The organism is Collimonas fungivorans Ter331, from assembly GCF_000221045.1.
GTDB lineage: Bacteria > Pseudomonadota > Gammaproteobacteria > Burkholderiales > Burkholderiaceae_D > Collimonas > Collimonas fungivorans_A.
The window spans coordinates 4,828,257-4,852,615 of the sequence record NC_015856.1 but is presented as its reverse complement, the minus strand read 5'-3'; the positions used below and the strand labels follow the sequence as shown (position 1 = coordinate 4,852,615).

The 24,359-nt window shown below is 60.1% G+C and carries 23 protein-coding genes; 9 read left to right on the top strand and 14 right to left on the bottom strand.

Annotated features, from left to right (window positions below; genetic code table 11):
* Positions 1–93: 93 nt before the first annotated feature.
* A complete protein-coding gene (locus CFU_RS21580) occupies positions 94–519 on the top strand; it encodes a hypothetical protein (RefSeq protein WP_041742650.1) in 426 nt (141 codons plus the stop codon).
* A complete protein-coding gene (locus CFU_RS24975) occupies positions 516–692 on the top strand; it encodes a hypothetical protein (RefSeq protein WP_085959149.1) in 177 nt (58 codons plus the stop codon). Before CFU_RS21580 ends, CFU_RS24975 begins: the two co-directional genes overlap by 4 nt.
* Positions 693–742: 50 nt before the next feature.
* On the opposite strand, the gene guaD is transcribed toward CFU_RS24975, so the two are convergent.
* Genes guaD through xdhA form a run of 4 tightly spaced genes read right to left on the bottom strand, consistent with a single transcriptional unit; the run spans position 743 to position 7,173 of the window.
* Positions 743–2,083: a guanine deaminase gene (gene guaD / locus CFU_RS21575; protein WP_041743770.1), complete on the bottom strand. Its 1,341-nt coding sequence runs from the start codon at positions 2,081–2,083 to the stop codon at positions 743–745.
* Between the two features lie 56 nt (positions 2,084–2,139).
* Positions 2,140–3,228 carry a xanthine dehydrogenase accessory protein XdhC gene (xdhC, locus tag CFU_RS21570; protein ID WP_014008120.1) on the bottom strand — a complete coding sequence of 363 codons (1,089 nt, stop codon included), beginning with the start codon at positions 3,226–3,228 and terminating at the stop codon, positions 2,140–2,142.
* Positions 3,229–3,252: 24 nt separating this feature from the next.
* Positions 3,253–5,628, bottom strand: a complete 2,376-nt coding sequence (xdhB, locus tag CFU_RS21565) for a xanthine dehydrogenase molybdopterin binding subunit (protein WP_014008119.1) — start codon at positions 5,626–5,628, stop codon at positions 3,253–3,255.
* 9 nt (positions 5,629–5,637) lie between these two features.
* Positions 5,638–7,173: a xanthine dehydrogenase small subunit gene (xdhA, locus tag CFU_RS21560; protein ID WP_238531358.1), complete on the bottom strand. Its 1,536-nt coding sequence runs from the start codon at positions 7,171–7,173 to the stop codon at positions 5,638–5,640.
* 506 nt (positions 7,174–7,679) lie between these two features.
* Between xdhA and CFU_RS21555 the strand changes: the two genes are divergently transcribed.
* Both CFU_RS21555 and CFU_RS21545 read left to right on the top strand, forming a co-directional pair.
* Entirely contained in the window at positions 7,680–8,981 is a 1,302-nt protein-coding gene (locus CFU_RS21555) for an NCS2 family permease (RefSeq protein ID WP_014008116.1), read from the top strand.
* A gap of 123 nt (positions 8,982–9,104) precedes the next feature.
* Positions 9,105–10,336 (top strand): IS3 family transposase gene (locus CFU_RS21545; protein ID WP_085959148.1). Its coding sequence is split into 2 segments (ribosomal slippage): positions 9,105–9,470 and positions 9,473–10,336, totalling 1,230 coding nucleotides; the frame shifts between segments, so codons are not numbered across the junction.
* A gap of 6 nt (positions 10,337–10,342) precedes the next feature.
* Here CFU_RS21545 and CFU_RS21540 read toward each other — a convergent pair.
* The 4 genes from CFU_RS21540 to rocD all read right to left on the bottom strand — a co-directional run bounded on the left by CFU_RS21540 (position 10,343) and on the right by rocD (position 17,215).
* Entirely contained in the window at positions 10,343–11,209 is an 867-nt protein-coding gene (locus CFU_RS21540) for an SGNH/GDSL hydrolase family protein (protein WP_014008114.1), read from the bottom strand.
* Between the two features lie 11 nt (positions 11,210–11,220).
* Entirely contained in the window at positions 11,221–14,982 is a 3,762-nt protein-coding gene (metH, locus tag CFU_RS21535) for a methionine synthase (protein WP_014008113.1), read from the bottom strand.
* Positions 14,983–15,101: 119 nt separating this feature from the next.
* The gene (locus CFU_RS21530) at positions 15,102–15,980 is read right to left on the bottom strand and encodes a dimethylarginine dimethylaminohydrolase family protein (RefSeq protein WP_014008112.1); all 879 of its coding nucleotides are present in this window, start codon (positions 15,978–15,980) and stop codon (positions 15,102–15,104) included.
* The gene (gene rocD / locus CFU_RS21525; RefSeq protein ID WP_014008111.1) at positions 15,977–17,215 is read right to left on the bottom strand and encodes an ornithine--oxo-acid transaminase; all 1,239 of its coding nucleotides are present in this window, start codon (positions 17,213–17,215) and stop codon (positions 15,977–15,979) included. Before rocD ends, CFU_RS21530 begins: the two co-directional genes overlap by 4 nt.
* A gap of 236 nt (positions 17,216–17,451) precedes the next feature.
* Here rocD and CFU_RS21520 point away from each other — a divergent pair, with 236 nt between their 5' ends.
* Entirely contained in the window at positions 17,452–17,919 is a 468-nt protein-coding gene (locus CFU_RS21520; protein WP_014008110.1) for an Lrp/AsnC family transcriptional regulator, read from the top strand.
* Positions 17,920–17,925: 6 nt separating this feature from the next.
* On the opposite strand, the gene CFU_RS21515 is transcribed toward CFU_RS21520, so the two are convergent.
* Together CFU_RS21515 and CFU_RS21510 are read right to left on the bottom strand one after the other, a co-directional pair.
* The gene (locus tag CFU_RS21515; protein WP_014008109.1) at positions 17,926–18,252 is read right to left on the bottom strand and encodes a type II toxin-antitoxin system RelE/ParE family toxin; all 327 of its coding nucleotides are present in this window, start codon (positions 18,250–18,252) and stop codon (positions 17,926–17,928) included.
* Positions 18,249–18,521, bottom strand: coding sequence for a type II toxin-antitoxin system Phd/YefM family antitoxin (locus CFU_RS21510; protein ID WP_041742644.1), 273 nt, complete (start codon positions 18,519–18,521; stop codon positions 18,249–18,251). The genes CFU_RS21515 and CFU_RS21510 overlap by 4 nt, the downstream gene beginning before the upstream one ends.
* 203 nt (positions 18,522–18,724) lie before the next feature.
* On the opposite strand from CFU_RS21510, the gene CFU_RS21505 reads away from it, so the two are divergent.
* Both CFU_RS21505 and CFU_RS21500 read left to right on the top strand, forming a co-directional pair.
* Positions 18,725–19,357 carry a cysteine hydrolase family protein gene (locus tag CFU_RS21505; RefSeq protein WP_041742642.1) on the top strand — a complete coding sequence of 211 codons (633 nt, stop codon included), beginning with the start codon at positions 18,725–18,727 and terminating at the stop codon, positions 19,355–19,357.
* Positions 19,358–19,391: 34 nt separating this feature from the next.
* Entirely contained in the window at positions 19,392–19,793 is a 402-nt protein-coding gene (locus CFU_RS21500; RefSeq protein ID WP_014008107.1) for a tautomerase family protein, read from the top strand.
* Here CFU_RS21500 and CFU_RS21495 read toward each other — a convergent pair.
* Entirely contained in the window at positions 19,785–20,159 is a 375-nt protein-coding gene (locus CFU_RS21495; RefSeq protein ID WP_425304679.1) for a 2Fe-2S iron-sulfur cluster-binding protein, read from the bottom strand. The two genes, CFU_RS21500 and CFU_RS21495, sit on opposite strands and share 9 nt — an antisense overlap.
* Positions 20,160–20,203: 44 nt before the next feature.
* Between CFU_RS21495 and CFU_RS24110 the strand changes: the two genes are divergently transcribed.
* Complete coding sequence (locus CFU_RS24110) at positions 20,204–20,362, top strand: DUF3096 domain-containing protein (RefSeq protein ID WP_081466531.1); 159 nt, start codon at positions 20,204–20,206, stop codon at positions 20,360–20,362.
* A 15-nt stretch (positions 20,363–20,377) separates the two neighbouring features.
* Here CFU_RS24110 and CFU_RS21490 read toward each other — a convergent pair whose 3' ends face one another.
* Both CFU_RS21490 and CFU_RS21485 read right to left on the bottom strand, forming a co-directional pair.
* A complete protein-coding gene (locus CFU_RS21490; protein WP_041742641.1) occupies positions 20,378–21,280 on the bottom strand; it encodes a LysR family transcriptional regulator in 903 nt (300 codons plus the stop codon).
* Between the two features lie 68 nt (positions 21,281–21,348).
* Positions 21,349–22,422 (bottom strand): BMP family ABC transporter substrate-binding protein, encoded by a 1,074-nt coding sequence (locus CFU_RS21485; RefSeq protein ID WP_081466530.1) that lies wholly within the window; start codon positions 22,420–22,422, stop codon positions 21,349–21,351.
* 249 nt (positions 22,423–22,671) lie between these two features.
* On the opposite strand from CFU_RS21485, the gene CFU_RS21480 reads away from it, so the two are divergent.
* Complete coding sequence (locus CFU_RS21480; RefSeq protein ID WP_014008102.1) at positions 22,672–23,442, top strand: class II glutamine amidotransferase; 771 nt, start codon at positions 22,672–22,674, stop codon at positions 23,440–23,442.
* A gap of 6 nt (positions 23,443–23,448) precedes the next feature.
* Here the strand turns inward: CFU_RS21480 and CFU_RS21475 are convergent, their stop codons facing one another.
* The gene (locus CFU_RS21475) at positions 23,449–24,216 is read right to left on the bottom strand and encodes an exodeoxyribonuclease III (protein ID WP_014008101.1); all 768 of its coding nucleotides are present in this window, start codon (positions 24,214–24,216) and stop codon (positions 23,449–23,451) included.
* Positions 24,217–24,359 lie beyond the last annotated feature (143 nt).

Here is a 24,359-nt window from a genome sequence, read left to right as displayed (position 1 = left end):
CCTTATCTTTTTCTGAACTCAGATAATAGACATTGATTTTGTTGAAGGGTACTCTTTGAGTTGCAATAAATGCAATTTTAGGAGTTTGGTCGAATGTCTGATTTTTATGATTACTTCAAGGAAAATATGGAAGGTCTCGGCCTTCCCGCACCAAGGTCCTTGTTCGGCTCTGTACAGATGGCTGTTGCCAATGCCAGCATCATCCTGAGCCAGATTGATAAATTTGGAAAAGCCGTCACCATCGGGGAATTGATTGGCGCTGGAACGCGACTGGAAGGCTTGGGCATTATCGCCGCATGTTCCGCGTCCTTCTATGTAGGCGCCGTCATTGGCAGCATTGCTGTGGCAACCGGGAGATCTCTGGCGAGCGGCACATCGATGGCTGATATACTTCATACAGCCAATCGCTACAATCTCAATCGCCCATGGCTGATTCAAAGTCTGCGCCGCTGGCCGGGCATTTGCGACCACAAAACGGCGGCAAGAAAAACCTATCGATTCCAGACGATCTACACATGAAAGACGGTTTTCAACTACTCGCGGCTGCGGCTGCTTTCGCGATTATCGCCTGGGTCATCTGGCATTACCTTGGCGGTGGCGGCGCTGGCCTAATTTCGGCTGTAGGGCTACTCATTCTCGTTGCGGACAATATCCGTTTGCGCCGCAAACTGAAAATGGAGCAACGGCGCTAGACTCGCCGTTTGTCAGCTATAGAGTGGGCACAATGTACCCTCTCTAGAAATTAGGCCCGGCTATGCACCAGCTTGCCGGCCGCATAAGTAGCCGCAATTGCCCGGTCATCGCCCAGCAAGGCCAAGGCAAACAACAGTTCTTCCAGGCTCTCGGTGCGTTCGCTGCGGCGCGCCAGCAGCGGCGTGGCTTGCGGATCGAGCACGATGAAATCAGCTTCGGCGCCGGCGACGAAATTGCCGATCGTGCCTTCCAGCTGCATGCTGCGCGCGCCGCCCAATGTCGCCAGGTAGAACATCCGCATCGCCGGCAGGTAGGTGGTCGCCATGCGCGCGACCTTGTAGGCTTCGTTCATGGTTTGCAGCATGGAGAAACTGGTGCCGCCGCCGACGTCGGTCGCCAGCGACAAGGGCACTGCCGCCGCGTCGGCGCCTTTGAAATCGAACAGGCCGCTGCCGAGGAACAGGTTCGATGTCGGGCAAATCGCGATGGCCGATTGCGTCTCGGCCATGCGCTGGCGATCGTGGTTGTCGAGCCAGACGCAATGGCCGTACATGGAGCGCGGCCGCAGCATGCCGTACTTGTCGTAGACATCCATGTAGCTGCGCGATTCCGGGAACAGCGATTTGACCCAGGCCACCTCATCGATATTTTCCGCCGCGTGGGTTTGCAGGTAGGCATCCGGATAAGCTTGCGCCAGTTCGCCGGCGAGCTGCAGCTGGGCGTTGCTGGAGGTCGGTGCAAAACGCGGTGTGATCGCATACAGCTGGCGGCCGCGCTTGTGCCATTTCTTCAGCAGTTCTTCGCTGTCGCGGATGCCGCCTTCGGCCGTGTCTTGCAAGAACTCAGGGCAATTCCTGTCCATCAGCACCTTGCCGGTCACCATGCGCAGGTTGCGCGCTTCGCTGGCGCTGAAGAAAGCGTCCACCGAGACTGGATTGACAGTGCAATACACCATCGCCGTAGTGGTGCCGCAACGCAGCAGCTCGTCGATGAAGAAGGTGGCGACATCCTTGGCGTGGGCCGGATTGCCGAACTTGCGTTCGGTCGGAAAAGTATATTTTTCCAGCCATGGCAACAGCCCTGGCGCCGGCGAGGCGATCATGTCGGTTTGCGGATAGTGCAGATGGGTATCGATGAAACCGGGCATGATGATCTTGCCGCGGTAGTCCTGGATCTTCAGTTCGCTTTTCAGCTCGGCGCGTAATTGCACCGACAACTTCTGATAATCGCCGGCCGCCACTACCTTGCCGTCGGCGACCAGCAGCAAACCGTCTTCGTGCCATGCATAAGCGTCGGCATGATGCGCCGGGTCAGCGTGGAAATGGAGAACGCTGGCGCGGTATGCCTGCAATGCGGACTGGTCGAGGTTACTGAAACTGATGGCTGCCATGAAACTATCCTTGAATGAAAGCGCGTGCAAGCGCTGCAATGAATGACTGATGCAAATTAGATTGTGCTGAGCAGCTGCGGCCGCAGATGCGGCGCCGCTGTCTGCTGCTGCCTGGCGATCTGTTCCCAGACCTGCAGCAGCTGCGCGGTGACCGAGGCGGCGATGACCGCCGGCTCCTTGCCGACGATGCCCGCAATGCCGATCGGGCAGACCATGTCGGCCAGCCGCTCCAGAGAGATGCCGCGCTCGTGCAAGCGATGCTCGAACTGCATGCGTTTGCTTTTCGAACCGATCAGGCCGAACCAGGCTACGTCGTCGCGCTGCAGGATCTGCGCCGACAACCGCTGGTCGAGCGCGTGATTATGCGTCATGACCAGGAAGCTGGAGCCGGCCGGGGCGCTGTCCACCACGGCTTCCGGCGTATCGGTTGCTTCCACCCGGACGTTGGCCGGCAACTCGTCGGGAAACATTTCTTCGCGCTCGTCGATCCACACTACCCGGCACGGCAAGTCGCCAAGCGCCTTGACGATGGCCGCGCCAACATGGCCGGCGCCGAACAGGAACAATTGCGGGCGAGGCGCCAGGCAGGCATCGAGCAGCCAGCGCTTGCCGTTATCGTCGCGCAAGACCAGGCAGGCGCCGAGAGCATTGACCGAAGGCGTCGACAAGGACGGCAGGGTTGGCAAGCGTCCCGGCCCGTGCAGGCGTTCGCCGTCGCCGTCGCACAAGGCCGGCGGCGCGGCATCGTCCAGGGCCACCAGGCGCCAGCTGTCTTCTGCTTCGCGCAAGCGGCGTTGCAGGAAACTGAAATAATCGGCCGAGGCGGGCGTTACCCGTTCAAACGCCAGATGGACGACGCCGCCGCAGCATTGGCCCAGCGACGGTCCTAAAGAAAACCGCTGCAAGCGGCGCTCGCGGCTCAGCGACAGGCCTTCGTCCAGCATTTCGCGGGCGATCCTGACCGCCTGCAATTCCAGGTGGCCGCCGCCTATGGTGTCGAACTGCCCAACCGCGGTCACCACCATCTTGGCGCCGGGCTCGCGTGGACCCGAACCTTCGACCTGGGCCACGGTGACCAGGATCGCCGTGGTGGTTTGCGAGGGTTGCGTGATCAGCGTGGTGAGTGCGTCCAGCCAGTTGCTCATGATGAGTCTCCGAATATGCCTGAATCAGGCCGCGCGTGACATCGCACGCACGGCTTCGACCGACTTCAGGATGGCCTCGCTGGTCGCCGGCGCATTCAGCGGCGGATTGAAACGCTTGCCGCCGACGCTGGCGACGGCGTCGCGGATCGCGAAAAAGACCGAGAACGGCAGCAGCAGAGGCGGTTCACCGACCGCCTTGGAGCGATGGATGCTGTCCTCGACGTTGCGGTTCTTGAACAGCTTGACGCGGAAATCCTGGGGGCAATCGGAAATGCCGGGGATCTTGTAGGTCGACGGCGCATGCGTCATCAGCTTGCCGTCCTTGTTCCACCACAGTTCTTCCGTGGTGAGCCAACCCATGCCCTGGATGAATGCGCCTTCCACCTGGCCGATGTCCAAGGCCGGGTTGAGCGACTGGCCGGCGTCGTACAAGGCGTCGGCGCGTAGCAGCCGCCATTCGCCGGTAAAAGTATCTACAACCACTTCCGACACCGAGGCGCCATAGGCAAAATAAGAGAACGGGCGGCCGGTCATGGTTTTCGGATCCCAGTGCAAGCCCGGGGTCGCGTAGAAACCGTCGGACCACAGCTGCACCCGCGACAGATAAGCCTTCTGCGCCAAGTCGCCAAATGCCATGCTGTGCTCGCCGAGATAGACCGCGCCGGCCGCGAAAACCACCGCCTTGGCATCGCCGCCGTGCAATTTCGCGAAGAATTCCGCCAGGCGCTGGCGGATCGTATGGGCCGCATCTTGCGCCGCCTTGCCGTTCAGGTCGGCGCCGGTGGATGCCGCTGTGGCTGAGGTATTGGCGACCTTGCTGGTGTCGGTAGCGCTGACGCGCACCAGTTCCAGCGGAATGCCGAGTTCATGCGCCACCACCTGCGCCACCTTGGTGTTGATGCCCTGGCCCATTTCGGTGCCGCCATGATTGACCAGCACCGAGCCGTCGGTGTACACGTGCACCAGCGCGCCGGCCTGGTTGAAATGGGTGACGTTGAAAGCGATGCCGAATTTGACCGGCGTCAGCGCCAGGCCCTTTTTCAATACCGGGCTGCCGGCGTTGAAAGCTTCGACAGCGGCGCGCCGTTGCCGGTATTCGCTGGTGGATTCGAGTTCGGCCACCAGCTCATGGATCACGTTATCGACGATTTTCTGGCCGTACTGGGTAACGTTGCGGCCCTCTTCATCGTTGCGGCCGTAGAAATTCAGCTTGCGGATATCGAGCGCGTCGCGGCCCAGGTTGCGGGCGATTTCGTCGACGATGTATTCGATCGCAATCGCACCCTGCGGGCCGCCGAAACCGCGGAAGGCGGTGTTCGACTGAGTATTGGTCTTGCCGCAGCTGGCTTTGATCTCGACATCGGACAGGTAGTAGGTATTGTCGAAATGGCAGACTGCACGGGTTGCTACCGGCGCCGACAGGTCGGCCGAGAAACCGGCGCGGCTCACCATGTCGACTTTTGCGGCGACAATCCGGCCAGCATCGTCGTAACCGACTTCGTAATCGTAATAGAAGCAATGGCGCTTGCCGGTCACCATCATGTCGTCGTCGCGGTCGGCGCGCAGCTTGACCGGGCGCTTCAGCCTGGCCGCGGCAATCGCCGCCACCGCTGCCCACAAGGCCGATTGCGACTCCTTGCCGCCGAAACCGCCGCCCATGCGCCGGCATTCCACCACGATGTTATGCGAATGCACGCCCAGCGCATGCGCTACCACGTGCTGCATTTCGGTCGGATGCTGGGTCGAGCACAGCACCAGCATGCCGTTCTGTTCTTTCGGGATGGCGTAGGAAATCTGGCCTTCCAGGTAAAACTGTTCCTGGCCGCCGACATACAGTTGGCCGCTGGCACGGTGCGGCGCGGTTTCGAAAGCCCGCTGCGCATCGCCGCGCGCCAGGCGCATCGGCGGCAAGACGTAGGATTTTGCGGCGTGCGCCGCTTGCGGCGTCAGGATCGCCGGCAGTTCGTCATAGTCGACGACTACCTTGCGCACTGCGCGCCGTGCATTGTCGTGCGTGTCTGCGATTACCGCAAAGATCGGCTGGCCGACATATTCGACCAGGCCGTCGGCCAGGATCGGATCGTCGTGGATGATAGGGCCGCAATCGTTGGTGCCGGGAATATCGGCTGCAGTGAAAACGGCCACCACGCCACGAGCGCTGCGGACGGCATCGAAGTTGATCGAGCGAATCCGTGCATGGGCTTTTTGCGACATGCCGAGCGCGGCGTGCAAAGTGCCTTGCGCTTCCGGGATGTCGTCGGTGTAGGTGGCTTCGCCCAGCACATGCAATATCGCCGATTCGTGCGGATGCGACTGGCCGACTTCAGCCCAGGCCGAGCTGTTGTCGGTATTGCTGTCCTGCGGCGCAGGTTTCATAAAAACTTCAGTTTGCTTATTCATGATGTCAACTCAGGCACACACAAAAGGATTCACCTGGTCGCTGCGCAACGGCGCATCGACGCGGGTTTCCAGCCAGAAGCGGCGCAACAGGTTTTGCGACGTCTTCATCCGGTATTCGCTGGAGGCGCGCATGTCGGACAACGGTTTGTAGTCGTCCGTCATCAGTGCTACCGCATTTTCCAGCACGCTTTCGCTCCAGACCTGGCCACGCAAGGCGGCCTCAGTCAGCGCAGCGCGCTTCGGGGTTGCCGCCATGCCGCCGAAAGCGATGCGGATATCGCTGATTTTGCCGCCATCGAGCGTCACCGAGAACGCCGCGCAGACCGCGGAAATATCCTGGTCGAAGCGTTTTGCCAGTTTGTAGGTGCGGAAGCGTTGGCCGGCATGCGGCAACGGAATGCGCACGGCTTCGACCAATTCATCGGCTTGCATGTCTTTCTTCATGTAGTCCAGGTACAGCGCTTCCAGCGGCATCACACGCTGGCCGGCCGGGCCGCGCAGCACGACTTGCGCGCCGAGTGCGATCAGCCATGGCGGCGAGTCGCCGATAGGCGAGCCGTTGGCGACGTTGCCGCCCAAGGTGCCGGCGTTGCGGATCGGCAGCGAGGCAAAGCGCTGCCACATTTCCGACAGTTCGGGATAGTGCTTGCAGATTTCCGCGTAAGCGTCGTTCAGCGTGACGCCGGCGCCGATTTCCAGTTGTCCTTCGCGCAGCGCCATGGCGTTCAGCTCGCTTACCTGGCCGAGGTAGATGATGTCGCCCAGGTCGCGTATCTGCTTGGTCACCCACAGGCCGACGTCGGTCGACCCGGCCAGGATACGCGCGCCCGGATTGGCGGCGCGCACTTCCACCAGCTGCGCCAGCGTGCGCGGCGCGTAGAACGTCTGGCCGTCGTGTTTGTAGACGAAAGTGTCGTCGCGTTGCAATGGCTGCAGCGCCTGCTGCAAAGCTTGGCGGTCGAAGCCGACTGCCGGCAGTTCGCCCATGCGGCGTGCGGCGTCGATGATAGGCCGGTAGCCGGTGCAGCGGCACAGGTTGCCCGACAGCGCGATATCGATATCCTTGCGCTGCAATGGCTGGCAGGCTCCGGCTGAACTGCAGGCAGCGGCGGAAGAAGAGGCATGGCTGCCGTCGTGTTTCAGGTACAGGTCCCACAGCGACATCACGAAACCAGGCGTGCAGAAACCGCATTGCGAGCCGTGGCATTCCACCATGGCTTGCTGCACCGGGTGCAGGGCGCCGCTGTCCTGTTTCAGATCTTCGACGGTATACAAAGCCTTGCCGTCCAGCGTCGGCAGGAACTGGATGCAGGAATTGACCGATTTGAGCGTGACGCCCTCGGGACCTTGTTCGCCGATGACGACGGTGCAGGCGCCGCAATCGCCTTCGGCGCAGCCTTCCTTGCTGCCGGTGCAGTGCAGGTCTTCCCGCAGGTGCTGCAAGATGGTGCGGGTCGGCGCGGCCTGGTCCACCGCGTGGATTTCGCCACGGTAGTAGAAACGGATGACGCTATCGGCCGTGGAATGAGGTGCGGGCGTAGACAAGGCAATCTCCAATATGGTTTAGCTGCTGTTGCAAAAACCATGCCTCTGGATCGTATTGCCGCTTTCGCCGGGTGCGGCTTAGGCAAGACTAGGTGGGACTGGGCTAGGCTTTGCAACGGCCTATTAATTATGAGCCCAGATTAGCATTTGCGCCGCCGCTCCATATAGCGAAACGGCTGATGTCAGGTATCTCGAAAATGGAATAGAGAATGGATATGTAATTCCATTTGGCAAATACAGCCATGACGAATCGAATATTTCCTTTTGGAAATATATTTGACGATTTTTCCGGTTTTCAAGAATGAGAAAATCTTTGGCTGGGGCAAATGCAGGGCTATCAATGCGGCAGCGGGAGCGGTTATCATCTCGCTGGAATAATTGATATTTAGCCTGGAGCATACTTGTGACCCCATTCTGTAACACATTACTTTGCCAGAACTCCGTTCCAAACGGAGCGACGCGGCAGCCAGAAAACCAAAAACAACAATAATCACGGAGACACAACAATGCAACTGCTCGAGAATTTCTTCAAACTCAAGGAAAACGGCACGGATATCCGCACCGAACTGATCGCCGGGCTCACCACTTTCCTGACGATGGCTTACATCATCTTCGTCAACCCTGCCATCCTGGGCGACGCTGGCATGCCGAAAGGCGCTGTCTTCGTTGCAACCTGCGTGGCGGCCGCCATCGGCACCCTGATCATGGCCCTGTACGCCAACTATCCGATCGCGCTGGCGCCCGGCATGGGCCTTAACGCCTACTTTGCCTATGCGGTGGTGAAAGGCATGGGCGTGTCCTGGGAAGTAGCACTGGGGGCAGTCTTCATTTCCGGTTGCCTGTTCATCGTCGTCAGCCTGGTAGGGATACGCGGCATGATCGTCAACGGCATTCCGCCCACGATACGGATTGCGATTACTTCCGGCATCGGCCTGTTCCTCGGTTTCATCGCGCTCAAGAGTTCGGGCCTGGTGGTCGCCAATCCGGCTACCTTCGTGCAGATCGGCGACCTGCACCAGATCCCGGTGATCCTGTCGATCATCGGTTTCCTGCTGATCGTGGTGCTGGACCACCTGAAGGTCAAGGGCGCGATCCTGATCGGCATCCTGACCGTGACCGTGCTGAGCTTCCTGGTCGGCGGCAATACCTTCACCGGCGTGGTTGCAATGCCGCCGTCGATCGAGCCGACCCTGTTCAAGCTCGACATCATGGGCGCGCTGTCAATGGGCATCCTGAATATCGTACTGGTGTTTTTCCTGGTCGAAATGTTCGACGCCACCGGCACCATGATGGGAGTGGCGAACCGCGCCGGCCTGCTGGTCAATGGCAAGATGGCGCGTCTTAACAAGGCGTTGCTGGCGGACAGCACGGCGATTGTGGCCGGCACCCTGCTGGGTACATCCAGCACCACCGCCTATGTTGAAAGCGCAGCCGGCGTCCAGGCTGGCGGCCGTACCGGCCTGACTTCGCTGGCGGTCGGCATCCTGTTCCTGGCCTGCCTGTTCATTTCACCGCTGGCCGGCGCCGTGCCGGCCTACGCTACCGCGCCGGCGCTGTTCTATGTCGCCGGCCTGATGCTGCGCGAACTGGTGCACCTGAACTGGGAAGACAGCACCGAAAGCGTGCCGGCCGTGATCACCGTGCTGATGATCCCGTTCACCTATTCGATAGCCAACGGGATTGCCTTCGGCTTCATCTCGTATGCGGCGCTGAAACTGTTCACTGGCCGCGCGAAGCAAGTGCCGGTGATGGTCTGGGTGATTGCCGCGATCTTCCTGTTCAAGTTCATCCACCTGGGCGGCGACTGACGGCAACGCAGGCCGAGGCTTGCCGCCGGACTGAAAAGCCTCGCTTGCAGCGGGGCTTTTTTCATTGGTGTGACCCGTCCTGAATTAGGTTGACACTTTTTCGATGAAGAGAAGGAGTGTCAGATGGAGCAAGCGATACGGCGTAGTCAACGGGATTACAGCCTGGCTTTTAAATTGAGCGTTGTCGAGCAGGTGGAAAAAGGCGAGATGACGTACAAACAGGCGCAAAATCGGTACGGAATTCAAGGACGCTCGACAGTTTTGGTATGGTGTCGTAAACATGGCCTGCAGGATTGGACTGAGCCAAGGGGCCAAAGCAAGCGGAGAGCGACGATGCCAAACAAACCGACCAAGCCATTAACGCCAGAACAACGCATCAAGGAGCTGGAGCGACAACTCAAGCAAGAAAAGCAGAAATCGGCCCTGTTCGAGACGGTGATCAACATCATGCGCGATGAACACGGGGTAACTGTAAAAAAGTCTTCGGGCAAGCTATCTCTAGTGGTCAAGTCGAAGGACTGAGCATAGAGAGGGCTTGCCGCCACATGGGTATCAGCCGCCAGGCTTATTACAAACGTAGCCAACGAGAACGGGACCTTGAGCACCAGGCCCAAGCGGTAGTGGCGTTGGTGCAGCCGATCCGGCTTCGCCAGCCGCGCATCGGTACGCGCAAGCTGCACAGCCTGCTGAGTGCCCACTTTGCTCGGGCCCAAATGAAGGTCGGGCGAGACCAGTTGTTCCAGATCCTAAGACAGGCGCGTCTGCTGGTGCAGCCCGAGCGGGCTTACCACAAGACCACCAACAGTCATCACCGCTTCCGACGCCATCCTAATCTACTTAAGGCTGGGCCAGATCAGGTCGTCCCTACCGGGCCGGAGCAGGTGTGGGTTGCAGACATCACCTACCTGCCCACGAGAGGGAAGTTCGTCTACCTAAGTCTGGTCACGGATGCCTACTCGCGCAAGATCGTCGGCTACCATGTGCATGGCAGCTTGCAGACGGAGGAAGTGAGCGAAGCACTCAAAATGGCCCTGCGCACACGCCGCAGCGACACGCCGGTGATTCATCACTCTGATCGAGGTATCCAGTATTGCTCGACGTATTACCAAGAGATCCATCGCCGGCATGGATTGGTTTGTTCGATGACTGATGGATATGACTGTTACCAAAATGCCTTGGCCGAGCGGATCAACGGTATTCTTAAAGGGGAATTCCTGCTCAACCGCCCTGCAGACCTGCAACAAGCCACCAAGATGGTGGCGCAATCGGTTAGCATCTACAACCAGGAACGGCCGCATACGGCCTTGAAATACAAAACGCCCAATGCGGTGCATCGGGCGTCTCTGTTGCAATAAAACCTGTCAACCTATTTTAGGACTGGACATCTTCCGGAATCCGGCCGGGTAGGGGTGCAACTCATTGGCCCAGTCGGCGGCGGCAAGCGTGCCCTGGGTTTCAACCAGGACGAAATTGTTGGCGGGAACCGCGGCCAGTTTGCGCAACCTTGCCGCCAGGCCCTCCAGCGCCTGGCGCACGATCGGGATGCCGTCGCTTGCAGTCCAGCCGCAGTAAGCCAGCGACGGCAGCAGCCACGGCCCGGCGCATAGCGGATGGGAACCATTGGGAATGGCAAAGTCATAGCAGTGGCCGAAAACCGGCACGCCCGGCGCATACCTGTCGCGAAACGCAAACAGGTCGAGGTAAGAGGCTTCAACCATTTCCAGCAGCTTGGCGAAGCGCACCAGGTTGAGACCGCCGCTGGCGCTGTCGGCATAATCAAGCAGGATGCAGAACTTGTCGCCGGCGATGTCGTTGCCGCCGCCGGAAAACAGGATGGCGTCAGGTTTGTCGTTGATCCAGTTATTGCTGTCCCGCAGTGCGGTGATCAAACGCTGCTGCTTGGGCAGCGCCATTTCGTCGGAGCTTGAATCGCCGTTGTGGGAAACGTTCAGGATCGAAGGAGGCATGGCGCCGGTGGTTTGCAACTGCGCGATGACATCGGTGCCGTGCAGCGACAGCGCATTGCCGTCCAGCGGATAGTCAAACCAGGAATCGCCATGGGCCAGCAGCACCAGCGGCCTGGCGCCGCGCGCCGCCAGGCTAGTCATCCGGTTTGGCGCCGGGCTTTTCAGCGCGGCGATCTGCGCCTGGTGCTGTTGCGTGCGGGCGGAGATTTCAGCCTGTATCGTCTGTTGTAATTGCTGCTTCAGCTGCAGGCTGTGGCGCATGCCGGTTTCCTTTACAGGTTGGGCGCCAGCCAGCGTTCGACGTCGTCCTTGCCGGCGCCGCGCCGCGCCGCCATGTCGCTGACCTGGTCGTCGCCGATCTTGCCGACTACAAAATACTTCGATTCTGGATGGGCAAAATAAAAGCCCGACACCGCCGCGCCCGGGAACATGGCGAACGATTCGGTGAGCTGCATGCCGATCTCCTCGCACTGCAAGAGCTGGAACATGTCGGCCTTGACCGTGTGTTCCGGGCAGGCCGGATAACCGGGAGCCGGGCGGATGCCGCTATAGCTTTCCTTGATCAAGGCTTCGTTGGACAAGCTTTCATCGGGCACATAACCCCACAGGTCCTTGCGCACCCGCTCGTGCATGTATTCGGCGAAGGCTTCCGCCAGGCGGTCGGCCAGCGATTTCAGCATGATCGAGGAATAATCGTCGTGCGCATCCTCGAAGCGCTTTTCGTATTTCTCGATGCCGATGCCGCTGGTGACGGCGAACAGGCCGATATAGTCGGCGATGCCGGACGATTTCGGCGCAATGAAATCGGACAGGCACTGGTTGGGCCGGGGAACGCCGTCGATTACCGGTTTCACGGTTTGCTGGCGCAAGCCGTAATAGGTGAATGCGACTTTTTCGCGTGTGTGGTCGGTATAGATTTCGATATCGTCGTCATTCACCGTGTTGGCCGGCATCAGCGCGATGACGCCGTTGGCGATCAGCCAGCGGCCGTCGATCAGCTTCTTCAGCAGCGCCTGGCCTTCTTCGAATACCTTGCTGGCTGCTTCGCCCACCACTTCATCCTTGAGGATGGCCGGATACGGGCCTGCCAAGTCCCAGGTCTGGAAGAACGGGCCCCAATCGATGTAGCGCGCGAGCGTGCCGAGGTCGACGTTCTTGAAGACGCGGCGGCCGATGAACTTCGGCTTGACCGGTGCAAACTGCAGGCGGGTGCGGTTCTCGCGCGCCGCCGCCAGGGTCAGCAAAGGCACCGCCTTCTTGTTGGCGTGCTGTTCGCGTATGCGTTCGTAATCCACCGCGATTTCATCGATGTACTGGTCGCGCTGCTCTGGCGTGAGCAACGACTGCGCCACCGAAACCGAGCGCGATGCATCAGGCACGTAGACCACCGGTCCTTCGTAGTTCGGTGCAATTTTCACCGCGGTATGGGCGCGGCTGGTGGTGGCGCCGCCGATCAGCAACGGCATCTTGACGCTGCGGAAGTACGGATCGCGCTGCATTTCCTTGGCGACGTGCGCCATTTCTTCCAGCGACGGCGTGATCAGGCCGCTGAGGCCGATGATATCGGCGTTCTCGGCCTTGGCCATCGCCAGGATTTCCGAGCATGGCACCATCACGCCCATGTTGACTACTTCAAAGTTATTGCATTGCAGGACCACCGAGACGATGTTCTTGCCGATGTCGTGCACATCGCCCTTGACCGTGGCGATGACGATCTTGCCCTTGGGTTTGGCGGCAATGCCGGTCAGTTCTTCGTGCAGCCGCTTTTCTTCCTCGATATAGGGAATCAGGTGCGCCACCGCTTGTTTCATCACGCGCGCCGACTTGACTACCTGCGGCAGGAACATCTTGCCCTGGCCGAACAGGTCGCCGACGATGTTCATGCCGTCCATCAGCGGCCCTTCGATCACATGGATCGGCCGGCCGCCGTTGTTCAGCAATTCCTGGCGTGCTTCTTCCGTGTCTTCGACGATCCACTGCGTGATGCCTTGTACCAGCGCATGCGCCAGCCGCTGCTGCACGGTGCCGCTGCGCCATTCCAGCGTCGCTTCTTCCTTCTTGTCGCCGGCCTTCAGGGTCGAGGCGATTTCGATCATGCGTTCGGTAGCATCTTCGCGGCGGTTCAGCACCACGTCCTCGACCCGTTCGCGCAATTCGGCCGGCAGGTTGTCGTAGACGCCCATCATGCCGGCATTGACGATGCCCATGGTCATGCCGGCCTTGATGGCGTGGTACAGGAATACCGTGTGGATCGCTTCGCGCGCCGGATCGTTGCCGCGGAAGCTGAAGCTGACATTGGAGACGCCGCCGCTGATCTTGGCATGCGGCAGGTTCTCGCGTATCCAGCGGGTGGCGTTGATGAAGTCGACTGCGTAGTTGTTGTGCTCTTCGATGCCGGTCGCGATCGCGAAAATGTTCGGGTCGAAAATGATGTCTTCCGGCGGAAAGCCGATCTGGTCCACCAGCAATCTGTAAGCGCGCTCGCAGATTTCGATCTTGCGTTCGAAGGTGTCGGCTTGGCCCTTTTCATCGAAGGCCATCACGATCACGGCGGCGCCGTAGCGGCGGCACAGCTTGGCCTGGCGCAGGAATTCCGGCTCGCCTTCCTTCATCGAAATCGAGTTGACGATCGCCTTGCCCTGCACGCATTTCAGGCCGGCTTCGATCACTGTCCATTTGGACGAGTCGATCATGATAGGCACCCGCGCGATGTCCGGTTCGGAGGCGATCAGGTTGAGGAAGCGCTGCATCGCCGCCATGGAATCGAGCATCGCCTCATCCATGTTGATATCGATGACCTGTGCGCCGTTCTCCACTTGTTGGCGCGCCACTGCCAGCGCTTCGTCGTATTGTTCGTTGAGGATCAGCCGCGCGAACGCTTTGGAGCCGGTGACGTTGGTGCGCTCGCCGACGTTGACGAACAGCGAGCTGTCGTCGATGGTGAACGGTTCCAGCCCGGACAGGCGCATTTCATGCGTGGTTTCCGGCACGGCGCGCGGCGGGATCCTGGCCACGGTATCGGCAATCGCCTTGATATGCGGCGGCGTGGTGCCGCAGCAGCCGCCGGCGATGTTGACGAAGCCGCTTTCGGCGAAATCCTTCAGCAGCGAGGAGGTCACATCCGGGGTTTCATCGAAACCGGTATCGCTCATTGGATTGGGCAGGCCGGCGTTCGGGTAGATGCAGACGAAAGTGTCGGCGATCTTCGACAGTTCTTCCGCATAGGGACGCATCAGCGCCGCGCCCAGTGCGCAGTTGAGGCCGACAGTCAGCGGCTTGGCGTGGCGGATCGAATTCCAGAAGGCCGGCACGGTCTGGCCCGACAGAATGCGACCGGAAGCATCGGTGACGGTGCCGGAAATCATGATCGGCAAGCGCAGGCCCGATTCTTCAAAGAAGGTATCGATGGCGAACAGCGCTGCCTTGCAATTGAGCGTATCGAAAATGGTTTCCACCAGCAGTACGTCGGCGCCGCCTTCCACCAGGCCGCGGGTTTGCTCCAGGTAGGAGGCGACCAGCTGGTCGAAGGTGACGTTGCGCGCCGCCGGGTCATTGACGTCCGGCGAGATCGATGCGGTTTTCGGCGTCGGGCCGAGTGCGCCGGCGACGAAGCGCGGCTTGTCCGGCGTCGAGTATTTGTCGCAGGCGGCGCGCGCCAGCCGGGCCGAGGCGACGTTCATCTCGTACGCCAGGTGCGCCATGTGGTAATCGTCCTGCGCCACGGTGGTGGCGCCGAAGGTATTGCTTTCGATCAGATCGGCGCCGGCTGCCAGGTATTCTTCGTGGATGGCGCTGATGATGTGCGGCTGGGTCAGCGACAGCAGTTCGTTGTTGCCTTTGACGAACAGCTCGCGGCCGGGGCCGGTGAAGTCGATGAAACGGCCCTTGGGGCCGCCGCGATAGTCTTCTTCCGTCAGCTTGTATTGCTGGATCATGGTGCCCATGGCGCCATCCAGGATCAGGATGCGTTGCGCCAGCAACTCGCGCAAGCGGGTTTCGGTGGACACGGTCGAAGTTGAAGCGGTTGGCGTCATTAGCGTACTCTGGTCATGCTCTGGTCAATAAGGACGCAAAAAACCCGGTCGCCGATAGCGCCGGGTTTTTTGCAATGGCAATGCCAGAAATTATACGTTAAATCAAGGGCTTGCGCTTGTCAGGCGGCTTGCTGGCTGACCCGGGTGGCGACCGTTTGCTGCGGTTCGTTGAGCTTCAGGGTGAGGCACTTCGCTGCGCCGCCTGCTTTCAGGAACTCGGTCAGCGCGGTCTGGTGCACGGTGAAACCGTGCGCTTGCAGCTGTGCGACCAGGGCGTCGGACGCCTGGTTCAGGAAAATATGGCTGCCGGAGTTGACAGTGTTGCAAGCAAAATGCAGGGCGTCTTCACTGTCGACGATGATTCGCTTGTCGGCCGGCACGCGCGCCGCAATATGCGCTTGCGAGACAGCGTCGAAGGCTTCCGGGAAATACATGACATAACCGCCGGCCAGCGGACAGAAGCAGGTATCCAGGTGATAGAAGCGGGCGTCGACCAGTTTCAGCGGCTGCACTTCAATCTCCAGCAGTTCCGACAGCCGGGTTGCGCAGGCGATATCGGAACGGTGGCCATGGCCGAACCACAGCAGGTTTTCGCTGCGGTCCATCAAGGCGTCGCCGGCGCCTTCGAAAGGCAGTTCCGGCGGCAAGGTCAGGACTTCGAAGCCATGGGCGGTAAACGCTGCCTCGAAGTAGACTTCTTCGGCTTGCCGCTCGACATGGCGGAAGCGCGACAGCACCACCTTGTTGCCCAGCACCACGCCGGCATTGGCGGTAAACACCAGGTCAGGCACGCCCGGCATGGCCGGCATCATCTTGATCTTGGCTACTTGTCCGATGGCTTCCACCAGCGCCAGCCATTGCTGCATGGCGAGACTCCGGTTGCCATGCGCGATATTGCCAGCCATCCACGGATTAATGACGTAAGACACTTCAAAGTGGTCCGGAGCACACATGAGGAATGTGTCGTCCGCGGTATGGTCCAGCAGGTGGTTGGTCATGCGTAGCTCCTTTCGGTCAGGTGAGCCGGGGGTGTGAGTAAAGACGAAAACGTGTGTTTGATCGCTTCCAGGGCAGCGTCGATATCGTTGGCGGTAATGATCAGCGGCGGCGCAAAGCGCACTACCGTGTCATGCGTGTCTTTCGACAAGATCCCTTGCTGCATCAGGCGTTCGCAGAATTCGCGCGCGGAAATGAAGCTCGGGTCGAGATCCATGCCGATCAGCAAGCCCTTGCCGCGGACCTGGCGAATGGCCGGGTGGGGTATCGCACGGAGCCCGGTCAGTAAGCGCTCACCCATGCGCTGTGCATTGTCTGCTAGCTTTTCCTCGCGCAGCAGGCGCAATGCGGCATGGCCGACGGCAGCCGACAGCGGGTTGCCGCCGAAGGTGCTGCCGTGGTCGCCGGGCGTAAATACCGCCATCAGGTCTTCCCGCGCCAGGAACGCCGACACCGGCAGCAAGCCGCCGCCCAGCGCTTTGCCGAGGATCAGGCCGTCCGGCTTGATGCCGTCGTGGTCGCTGGCCAGCAGGCGGCCGGTGCGGCCCAGTCCGGTCTGCACTTCGTCGCAGATCAGCAGCACATTGTGGCGGTCGCAGATTTCGCGGCATTTCGCCAGGTAGCCTTCGGGCGGCACGATGATGCCGGCTTCGCCCTGGATCGGCTCCACCAGGAAAGCGGCGGTGCGCGGTGTAATGGCGGCTTCCAGCGCGGCGGCGTCGCCGAACGGCACGCTCACGAAACCGCCGGAAAACGGCCCGAAACCGTCGCGGTACTGATCTTCCGACGAAAAACCGACGATGGTCGTGGTGCGGCCGGCGAAATTGCCGCGGCAGACGATGATTTCAGCTGTCTGGTCGGCGATGCCTTTCACCTTGTGGCCCCATTTGCGGGCTGCCTTGATCGCGGTTTCGACTGCTTCGGCGCCGCTGTTCATCGGCAGCGCCTTGGGCATGCCGGTCATTTCACACAGCAGCTGCAGGAATGGTCCCAGCTGGTCGCTGTAAAACGCCCGCGAAACCACCGCCAACTGGCTGGCCTGCTTGCTCAAGGCCGCCACCAGAGCCGGGTGGCTGTGGCCGAAACTGACGGCGGAGTAGGCCGACATCATGTCCATGTAGCGCTTGCCGTCCTGGTCCCACAGCCAAATGCCTTTGCCGCTGCTGAGCACTACCGGCAGCGGTTCATAGTTGTGCGCGCAGTATCGGTCTTCGAGAGTTATTGCATGGTTCTTCATGATCGGCTCCTGGTGAGGCCACTTCTAAGAACCTAGCGTATGGATCGACGCAAGCGTCAATCACATCTGGTCGGTTAGCGGGCGCCGGCTGCGGTGCTTAGAGGTAGCTGCAAAATGCTGTTTTATAGGTGTACTGCATCTGGCTACATGATAATCACAAGCACTGGAAATATTTGTGCATAATTACTCATGAATTAACGATAATGTGCACGAATCATGCATAAAAGGAGACTTAGATGGAAAAACTCGACCGCTACGACCGCATTTTGCTGCGTACCCTGCAAGCCAACGGCCGCGCTTCGAACGTGGAGCTGTCCGAACAGGTCAACCTGTCGCCGCCGCAGTGCTACCGGCGCGTGCAGCGGCTGGAGAAGGACGGCATCATCCGCGGTTATGCGGCGCAGGTGGAGCCGGCCGCCATCGGGCTCGGCGTGGTGGCCTTCGTCAACCTGAACATCGCGCGCGAACAGTTCAAGCAGGTGCGCAAGCTGGAAAAGGCGATCCGGCTGTTTCCCGAAATCCTGGAGTGCTACACGATTTCGGGCGATTTCGATTATTTGCTGAAGGTGGCGGCGAGCGACCTGAAGTCGCTGTCGGCGTTCCTGACCGACCGCCTGATGCAGGTGCCGGGGGTGGCGGGCGTGCGGTCCATGGTGTGCCTGGAGGAGATCAAGCCGTCCAGTCCGTTGCCGCTGGCGGACTAGGCCGAGTTAGATCCTCAGCAAGCGCTTGGTCAGCAGCGATCTCATGTCCTTGCGGGTATCGCAAACGATGTGGATAAAGACGGTCTGCTGGCGGATTTCATAAATGATTCGGTTCATGCCAGAGATGACCTGCCGGTATTGCGTGAGATTCAGGCTTTGAATTTCTTCAGGAACTTTGCCTTTGAGAGGGAAATCCTCAAGGCCATGCACGGCTTCTTGCAGTTTACCGTAACTGGCCTGCCACGTTTCCCGGCCAAAATTCTTTGTGATGTAAGCTTTCAGCTCCTGTAAATCCAGCTTTGCCGAATTCAGGAAAACGACTTGAAAGCTCATTGCGCGTCTTCTTTGTCCAGTTCCGCAAATATGTCAGCGGCGGCATGAAGCTGTCCCTGTTCAATTTCGCGGTTGCCCAGCGCCAGGATTTTCAGCAAGGACAGGGTTTCTTCGTGTTCTTCATATGACCTTACATCCATCACGACAAGTTTGGCTTCGCCATTCTGGGTGATCAGCATGGGCTCGCGGCTTTCGGTGATGTCCTTGACGATCTCGGCCGCATGGCTTTTGAGATAACTGATTGGTTTGACTTGAGTCGAGAATTTCATTATCGATCTCCTTTCGCTGGAAGCTGTTGTTACGACCGAATGACTGATTATAGTCCGAATTTGGTCTTCTTCATGTTTCCGCGCAAAGTGGGGAATTTCAGGCATTTGTGCTGTTCCAGCACAAATAATGTGTTCCCAGCCTGCTGTTCCATACCAAGCCGCTGGCTTAACCTGTGTACTCCAGATCACCACCAGGAGTTCACATGACCACCTCGACTGCCAGACCAGATGGCAACCCGACCATCCGCACCATCGTCGGCGCCGCTCCCAGCGTCAGCCTGGCGCCGCAATCGACCGCGTTGCTGGTGATCGATATCCAGAACGAATATTTCACCGGCAAGCTGCCGATCCCTGACGGCCTGGCGGTGGTGCGCAACGCCAATCGCCTGATTGCGCTGGCCGACAAGCATGGCATGCCGGTATTCCATATCCAGCAGTGGGGTTCCGCCGAGCGGCCGCTGTTTACGCAAAACACGGCGATGGCGGAAATCCATCCGGAGGTGCGGCGCGCTGCGCATCATTCCACCATCCGCAAGACTTTTCCGAGCTCTTTTGCCGGCACGGACCTGCAGCAGCAATTGCAGGCGCGCGGCGTCAAGAAGCTGATCATCAGCGGCCTGATGACCAACAATTGCGTGGCGGCTTCCGCTTTCGACGGCGTCGCCCATGGCTATCAGGTCATCATCGCCAGCGACGCCAGCGCCACCCGCGACATCGAAAGCTGGGACGGTAGCGTGAGCAGTCACAAGGACCTGCACAAGGCGGTGCTGACCGGCCTGTCCGACGCAGTCGCAGAAATCCGTACCACCAGTGAAATTCTAGGACTCGCTATCTGAGTTGCTTAACTAAACTAAACATGGAGCTGACATCATGCCTATCCTTACCGTACTGCTATCCACCACGCCCGACACCGTGGTTTCCGCCAAGGTCGCCAGCACATTGTCGCGCCTGACCGCAGCGATCCTGCACAAGAAACCGGAGCTGACTTCGATCGCGATTTCACACGTCGATCCGGCGCACTGGTTTGTCGGCGGCCCGTCCCTGGCGGCGCAACGAAAAACCAGTTTCTTCCTCGATATCCGCATCACCGACGAAACCAATACCGCCGACGAAAAGGCGGCGTATATCGACGCCGTCTTCAAGGAAATCGGCGCATTGCTGGGCGAACTGCATCACGAAAGTTATGTCCATGTCCACGATGTGCGCGCCGCGGCTTACGGCTTTGGCGGGTTGACGCAGCAGCACCGGGCGGTGGCGGCGCGCTTAGCCTAAAACTGGCAGCGGCAGGGCAGTGGCGCGGGGCTCTTCGATCACCAGGTCCGATTGCGGATAGGCGATGCAAGGCAGGATGTAACCGTCCTTCTTTTCATCGCTGCTCAAGCCCGGCCATTCGATCTGGTAACGTATTTGTCCGCTCAGCAAACGGCACATGCAGGTGCGGCATGTGCCGTTCCTGCATGAACTCGGCAAACCGATGGCGGCGTTGCGCGCGGCTTGCAGCAAGGGCACGGCATCGGACGCCGCAAACGTCCATCCCTGCGGTTCGATGCGAACAGTGAATTCGGCCTGGAAAATCATCGTATGATGGCGCTCATCTTGTAAAATCCACGGTCCGGCTGCGAGATCGGCTGCTGCCATGGAGCGGGTCGTCCCGGCCATTTTCCATCATAAAAAGATTGCTCATGAATATTCATCTGTCGCTAGTACCCGTGGTTTCCCTGCTTGCCGGCGTCCTGATCCTGGTCATGCCGAAACTCTTGAACTATATCGTCGCCTTCTACCTGATCGCGATCGGCCTGATTGGCCTGTTCGGCGGCGGCCACTTCCATCTGCATCTGTAAGCAAACGCCAGGAATTCATTCCCAGCGCGGGCGGCGATACCAGTCTGCCGCAAAATCGACAAACGCCCTGACCTTGGGCGACAAATGCCGGTTTTGCGGGTAAATCGCATACAGGTCACGCGGTTTCAGCGTGAACTCGGGCAAGACCTGCAGCAGGTCGCCGCGCCGCAAATCCTCGTGCACGATGAAAGAACTGGTGGCGGCGATGCCCAGCCCGGCCAGGGCTGCGGAGCGTAAAGCAATGCCGGTATTAGCCTGCAGGTTGCCGCGCACGCTCACGGCATGTTCGCTGCCGTCGGCGGCCTGGAACAGGAATTCATTCGGTTTTTGCGCCAGCGTATAAGTCAGGCAATTGTGCTGCGCCAGGTCGGCCGGCTGCTGCGGCACGCCATGCCGTTTCAGGTAGTACGGCGCCGCCGCCAGCAGGATTCCGCAGGACGCCAGGCGTTTGGCGACCAGGGTCGAGTCGGGCAGGGCGCGCGTCAGGCGCAGCGCGACGTCGAAACCTTCTTCAATGATGTCGACCAGGCGGTCGTTGCAGACCAGGTCGACCTTGAGCTGCGGGTTGGCGAGGATGAATTGCGGCAGCCATTGCGCCAGTTCTAGCGTGCCGAACGCCATCGGTGCATTGATCCGCAACACGCCGGAAGGGCGCGCCTGGTGCGCCGATACGGCCTGGGCGGCGTCGTCCAGCTGGTCGATGATGAGGCGGCTGCGCTCGTAATATTCCTGGCCGGCTTCGGTCAATGCGAAGCGGCGCGTGGTGCGGTTGAGCAGCTGCGCGCCGAGCTCGAGCTCCAGCTGGCGCACCTGGCGCGAGACGATGGTGTGCGACTGGTTGAGTTCCGCGGCGGCAGCGGTGAAGCTGCCGGTCTCGACTACGCGCCGGAATGCGCGCATCGCTGCCAGTTGATCCATGCCGCTCCACCCCGAATAAAACCACAACGCTATCAGAATCGGGCGGCGCCTGCCAGGGCAGCTGGCCCCTAATCGATTTTGAGCTTGCCGCTCACTATGGCGCTGCTGGTCTCGCGCAGCTTCAGCAGCAAAGGCCGTTGGCGCAGGATTTCACATTCCGAATAGGCTGCATCCAGGCCCAGCGCGGTCAGCGCCACCGCGCCTTCTTTCAGGCCGAAGTCAAAGCGCGGCGCGGTCGAACCGTTGGCCAGCAGGCCGACCGCCAGGATAATCGCCGTGTCGGCATGGACTTCGACATTGTCGAGCACCCGCCCCGGCGCCTGTATGCACTGGTTGACGCCGCTGCCGATAGCCTTGGCGCGCGATTGCGGCGTCAGCGCCTTGAATACGCCGGAGTTGCTGCCGGCAGCGGCGGCCCAGATGACGTCGACGCCGTCGCCCAGCATGGTTTTGGTCAGCGCTTCGGCGCGCGGCGGGTCGTTGAAGGGCTGCGGGCCTTCCACCCACAGCGGTTCATGCACCGTAATCGTCGGCTTGGCGGCGCGTGCGCCGTTGGCGAAGGCGATGCCGTTCTTTTGGCGCAGGGCGGTATTGCTGGCGCCGATCAGCCCGATCTTGCCGCTGCCCGAGGCCAGCGCCGCCTGCATGCCAGCCAGGTAGCTGGCTTCGTTTTCCCGGAAAGTGATGCAAGTGATATTGCTGGCGGCGTTATCGATGCAATGCTCCAGGATCAGGAAGCGGATCTGCGGCGCCTGGCGCGCGACCTTGTCCAGTATTTCCTTGAATTCGATGCCCATCACCACCACAATCGCTGCGCCTTGCTGGACCGCATTGTCCAGCTGCTGCTGGCGGCCGGCGCGAGTCGGCTGGCTTTCCAGAGTGCTGGCTTGCAGCCGGTACAGCTTGGCGGCATTGCTGACGCCGCTGCTGCCTTGCTGCAACAGGACGTCGTCGTTGTTCGGCACCGGCCGCACGTAAATGATCTTGGGCAGCTCGGCGGCGCTGCCGATGACGCTCACGCTGGCCAGCAGCAGCGCCAGCGGCAGCAATAGCAGCCACCAGCGAATACGGGGTGTGCGGCATTCCTGTTCAGGCATGGCGGAACCTGCGTCGGCGCAGGACGGGCGGCGGATCGGCGGCATTGTCTCTTCCTCTTTATAAGGCGCCGGATCTGATGCCGGCGCTCGTTTGCCTGTATATATTGCTGGCAAAGCGGCCGCGGACCATGTGAGGCAGGTTATACAAGGTATAGCGCCGGCCTGATATCGGCAAAACAAGCATCACCATAAGCGCCACCATATTTAACTTTTGATTACAGCGGCTGCGTGATACCGTTGCAACGAGACAGATAGAATCTGTATTTAGCGGCTTATCTCACCTGGTTCAGGAATATGTGTCAGTTACTTGGAATGAATTGCAATGTCCCGACCGACATTGTGTTCAGCTTTACCGGCTTCGCCACGCGCGGCGGCCAGACCGATCACCATAGCGACGGCTGGGGCATCGCCTTCTTCGAAGGCAGCGGCGTGCGCCATTTTGTCGATTACCAGGCGGCCATCGCATCGCCGGTGGCGGAATTGATCCGGCGCTGCCCGATCAAGTCGAAAAACGTCATCGCCCATATCCGCAAAGCCACCCAGGGCCAGGTTGCCTTGCAGAATTGCCATCCGTTTGTACGTGAACTGTGGGGCCGCTACTGGGTGTTCGCCCATAACGGCGACCTCAAGGAATTTGCGCCGCTGCTGGACGGCCCGTACCGGCCGGTCGGCAATACCGACAGCGAACTGGCTTTCTGCTACCTGCTGCAGCAGCTGCGCCGCCGTTTCGGCGATGCGCCGCCGGCGCAGGCCGAGCTGACGCTGGCCTTGCGCGAACTGACGCAGCAGATCGCCGCCCACGGCACCTTCAACCTGATGCTGTCGGACGGCTCGGCCCTGTACACCCATTGTTCCACCAAGCTGTACTACATCGTGCGCCAGTTTCCGTTTGCCGAAGCGCACCTGTCGGACGAAGACGTCAGCGTCGATTTCTCGCAGGTGACCACACCGCAAGACCGGGTGGCGGTGATTGTCACCGAACCGCTCACCACCAACGAGGTGTGGACCAAGTTTGGCGAGGGCGAGCTGATCGTTTTTGTCGACGGCCAGCCGGTCCGGGAGTAAGCCGGGTCAGGTGTAGTCGATCGTCAACGGCGCGTGGTCGGAGAAGCGCTCGTCCTTGTAGATCGCCACGGCATGCGCATTGGCGGCGATGCCAGGCGTCGAGATGTGGTAATCGATGCGCCATCCCACATTCTTGGCCCAGGCCTGGCCGCGGTTGCTCCACCAGGTGTATTGTTCTTCGCGCTGGTCGACCTGGCGAAACACGTCGACCAGGCCGACCTGTTCAAACAGGTGGGTGAGCCAGGCGCGCTCCTCAGGCAGGAAGCCGGAATTTTTCTTGTTGCCCTTCCAGTTCTTCAGGTCGCGTTCCTGGTGCGCGATATTCCAGTCGCCGCAAATCACGACTTCGCGGCCGCTTTCCCTGAGCTGCTGCAGGTGCGGCAGGAAGGCTTCCATGAAGCGGAACTTGGCGATCTGCCGTTCTTCGCTGGAGGAGCCGGACGGGCAGTACAGCGAGATCACCGTCAGGTCGCCGAAATCGCATTCCACGTAACGCCCTTCGGCGTCGAATTCAGGGTTGCCGAAGCCGATCCGCACCGCATTCGGCTTGCGTTTGCTATACAGGCCGACGCCCGAATAACCTTTTTTCTCGGCGTAATGGAAATGGCCGGTGTAGCCTTCCGGCGCCAGGAATTCCGGCGTCATGTCGGCGGCTTGCGCCTTCAGTTCCTGGACGCAGATGAAATCGGCTGACTGCTTGGCCATCCATTCAAAAAAGCCTTTTCTGGCCGCTGAGCGGATGCCGTTGAGATTGGCGGAAATAATTCTTGGCATGTTTTGTCGATAAAAAGGGTAATAAGAAGATGCCTAAGGATAACCGAAGGTCCGCTATCGTGCGCGAGGCAGGTTTCATGGTTAAAACCTGCCGCGAGCAGGCATGGTGTTTGCACTTACTGCTGTGGAAGGGATGAACTCCA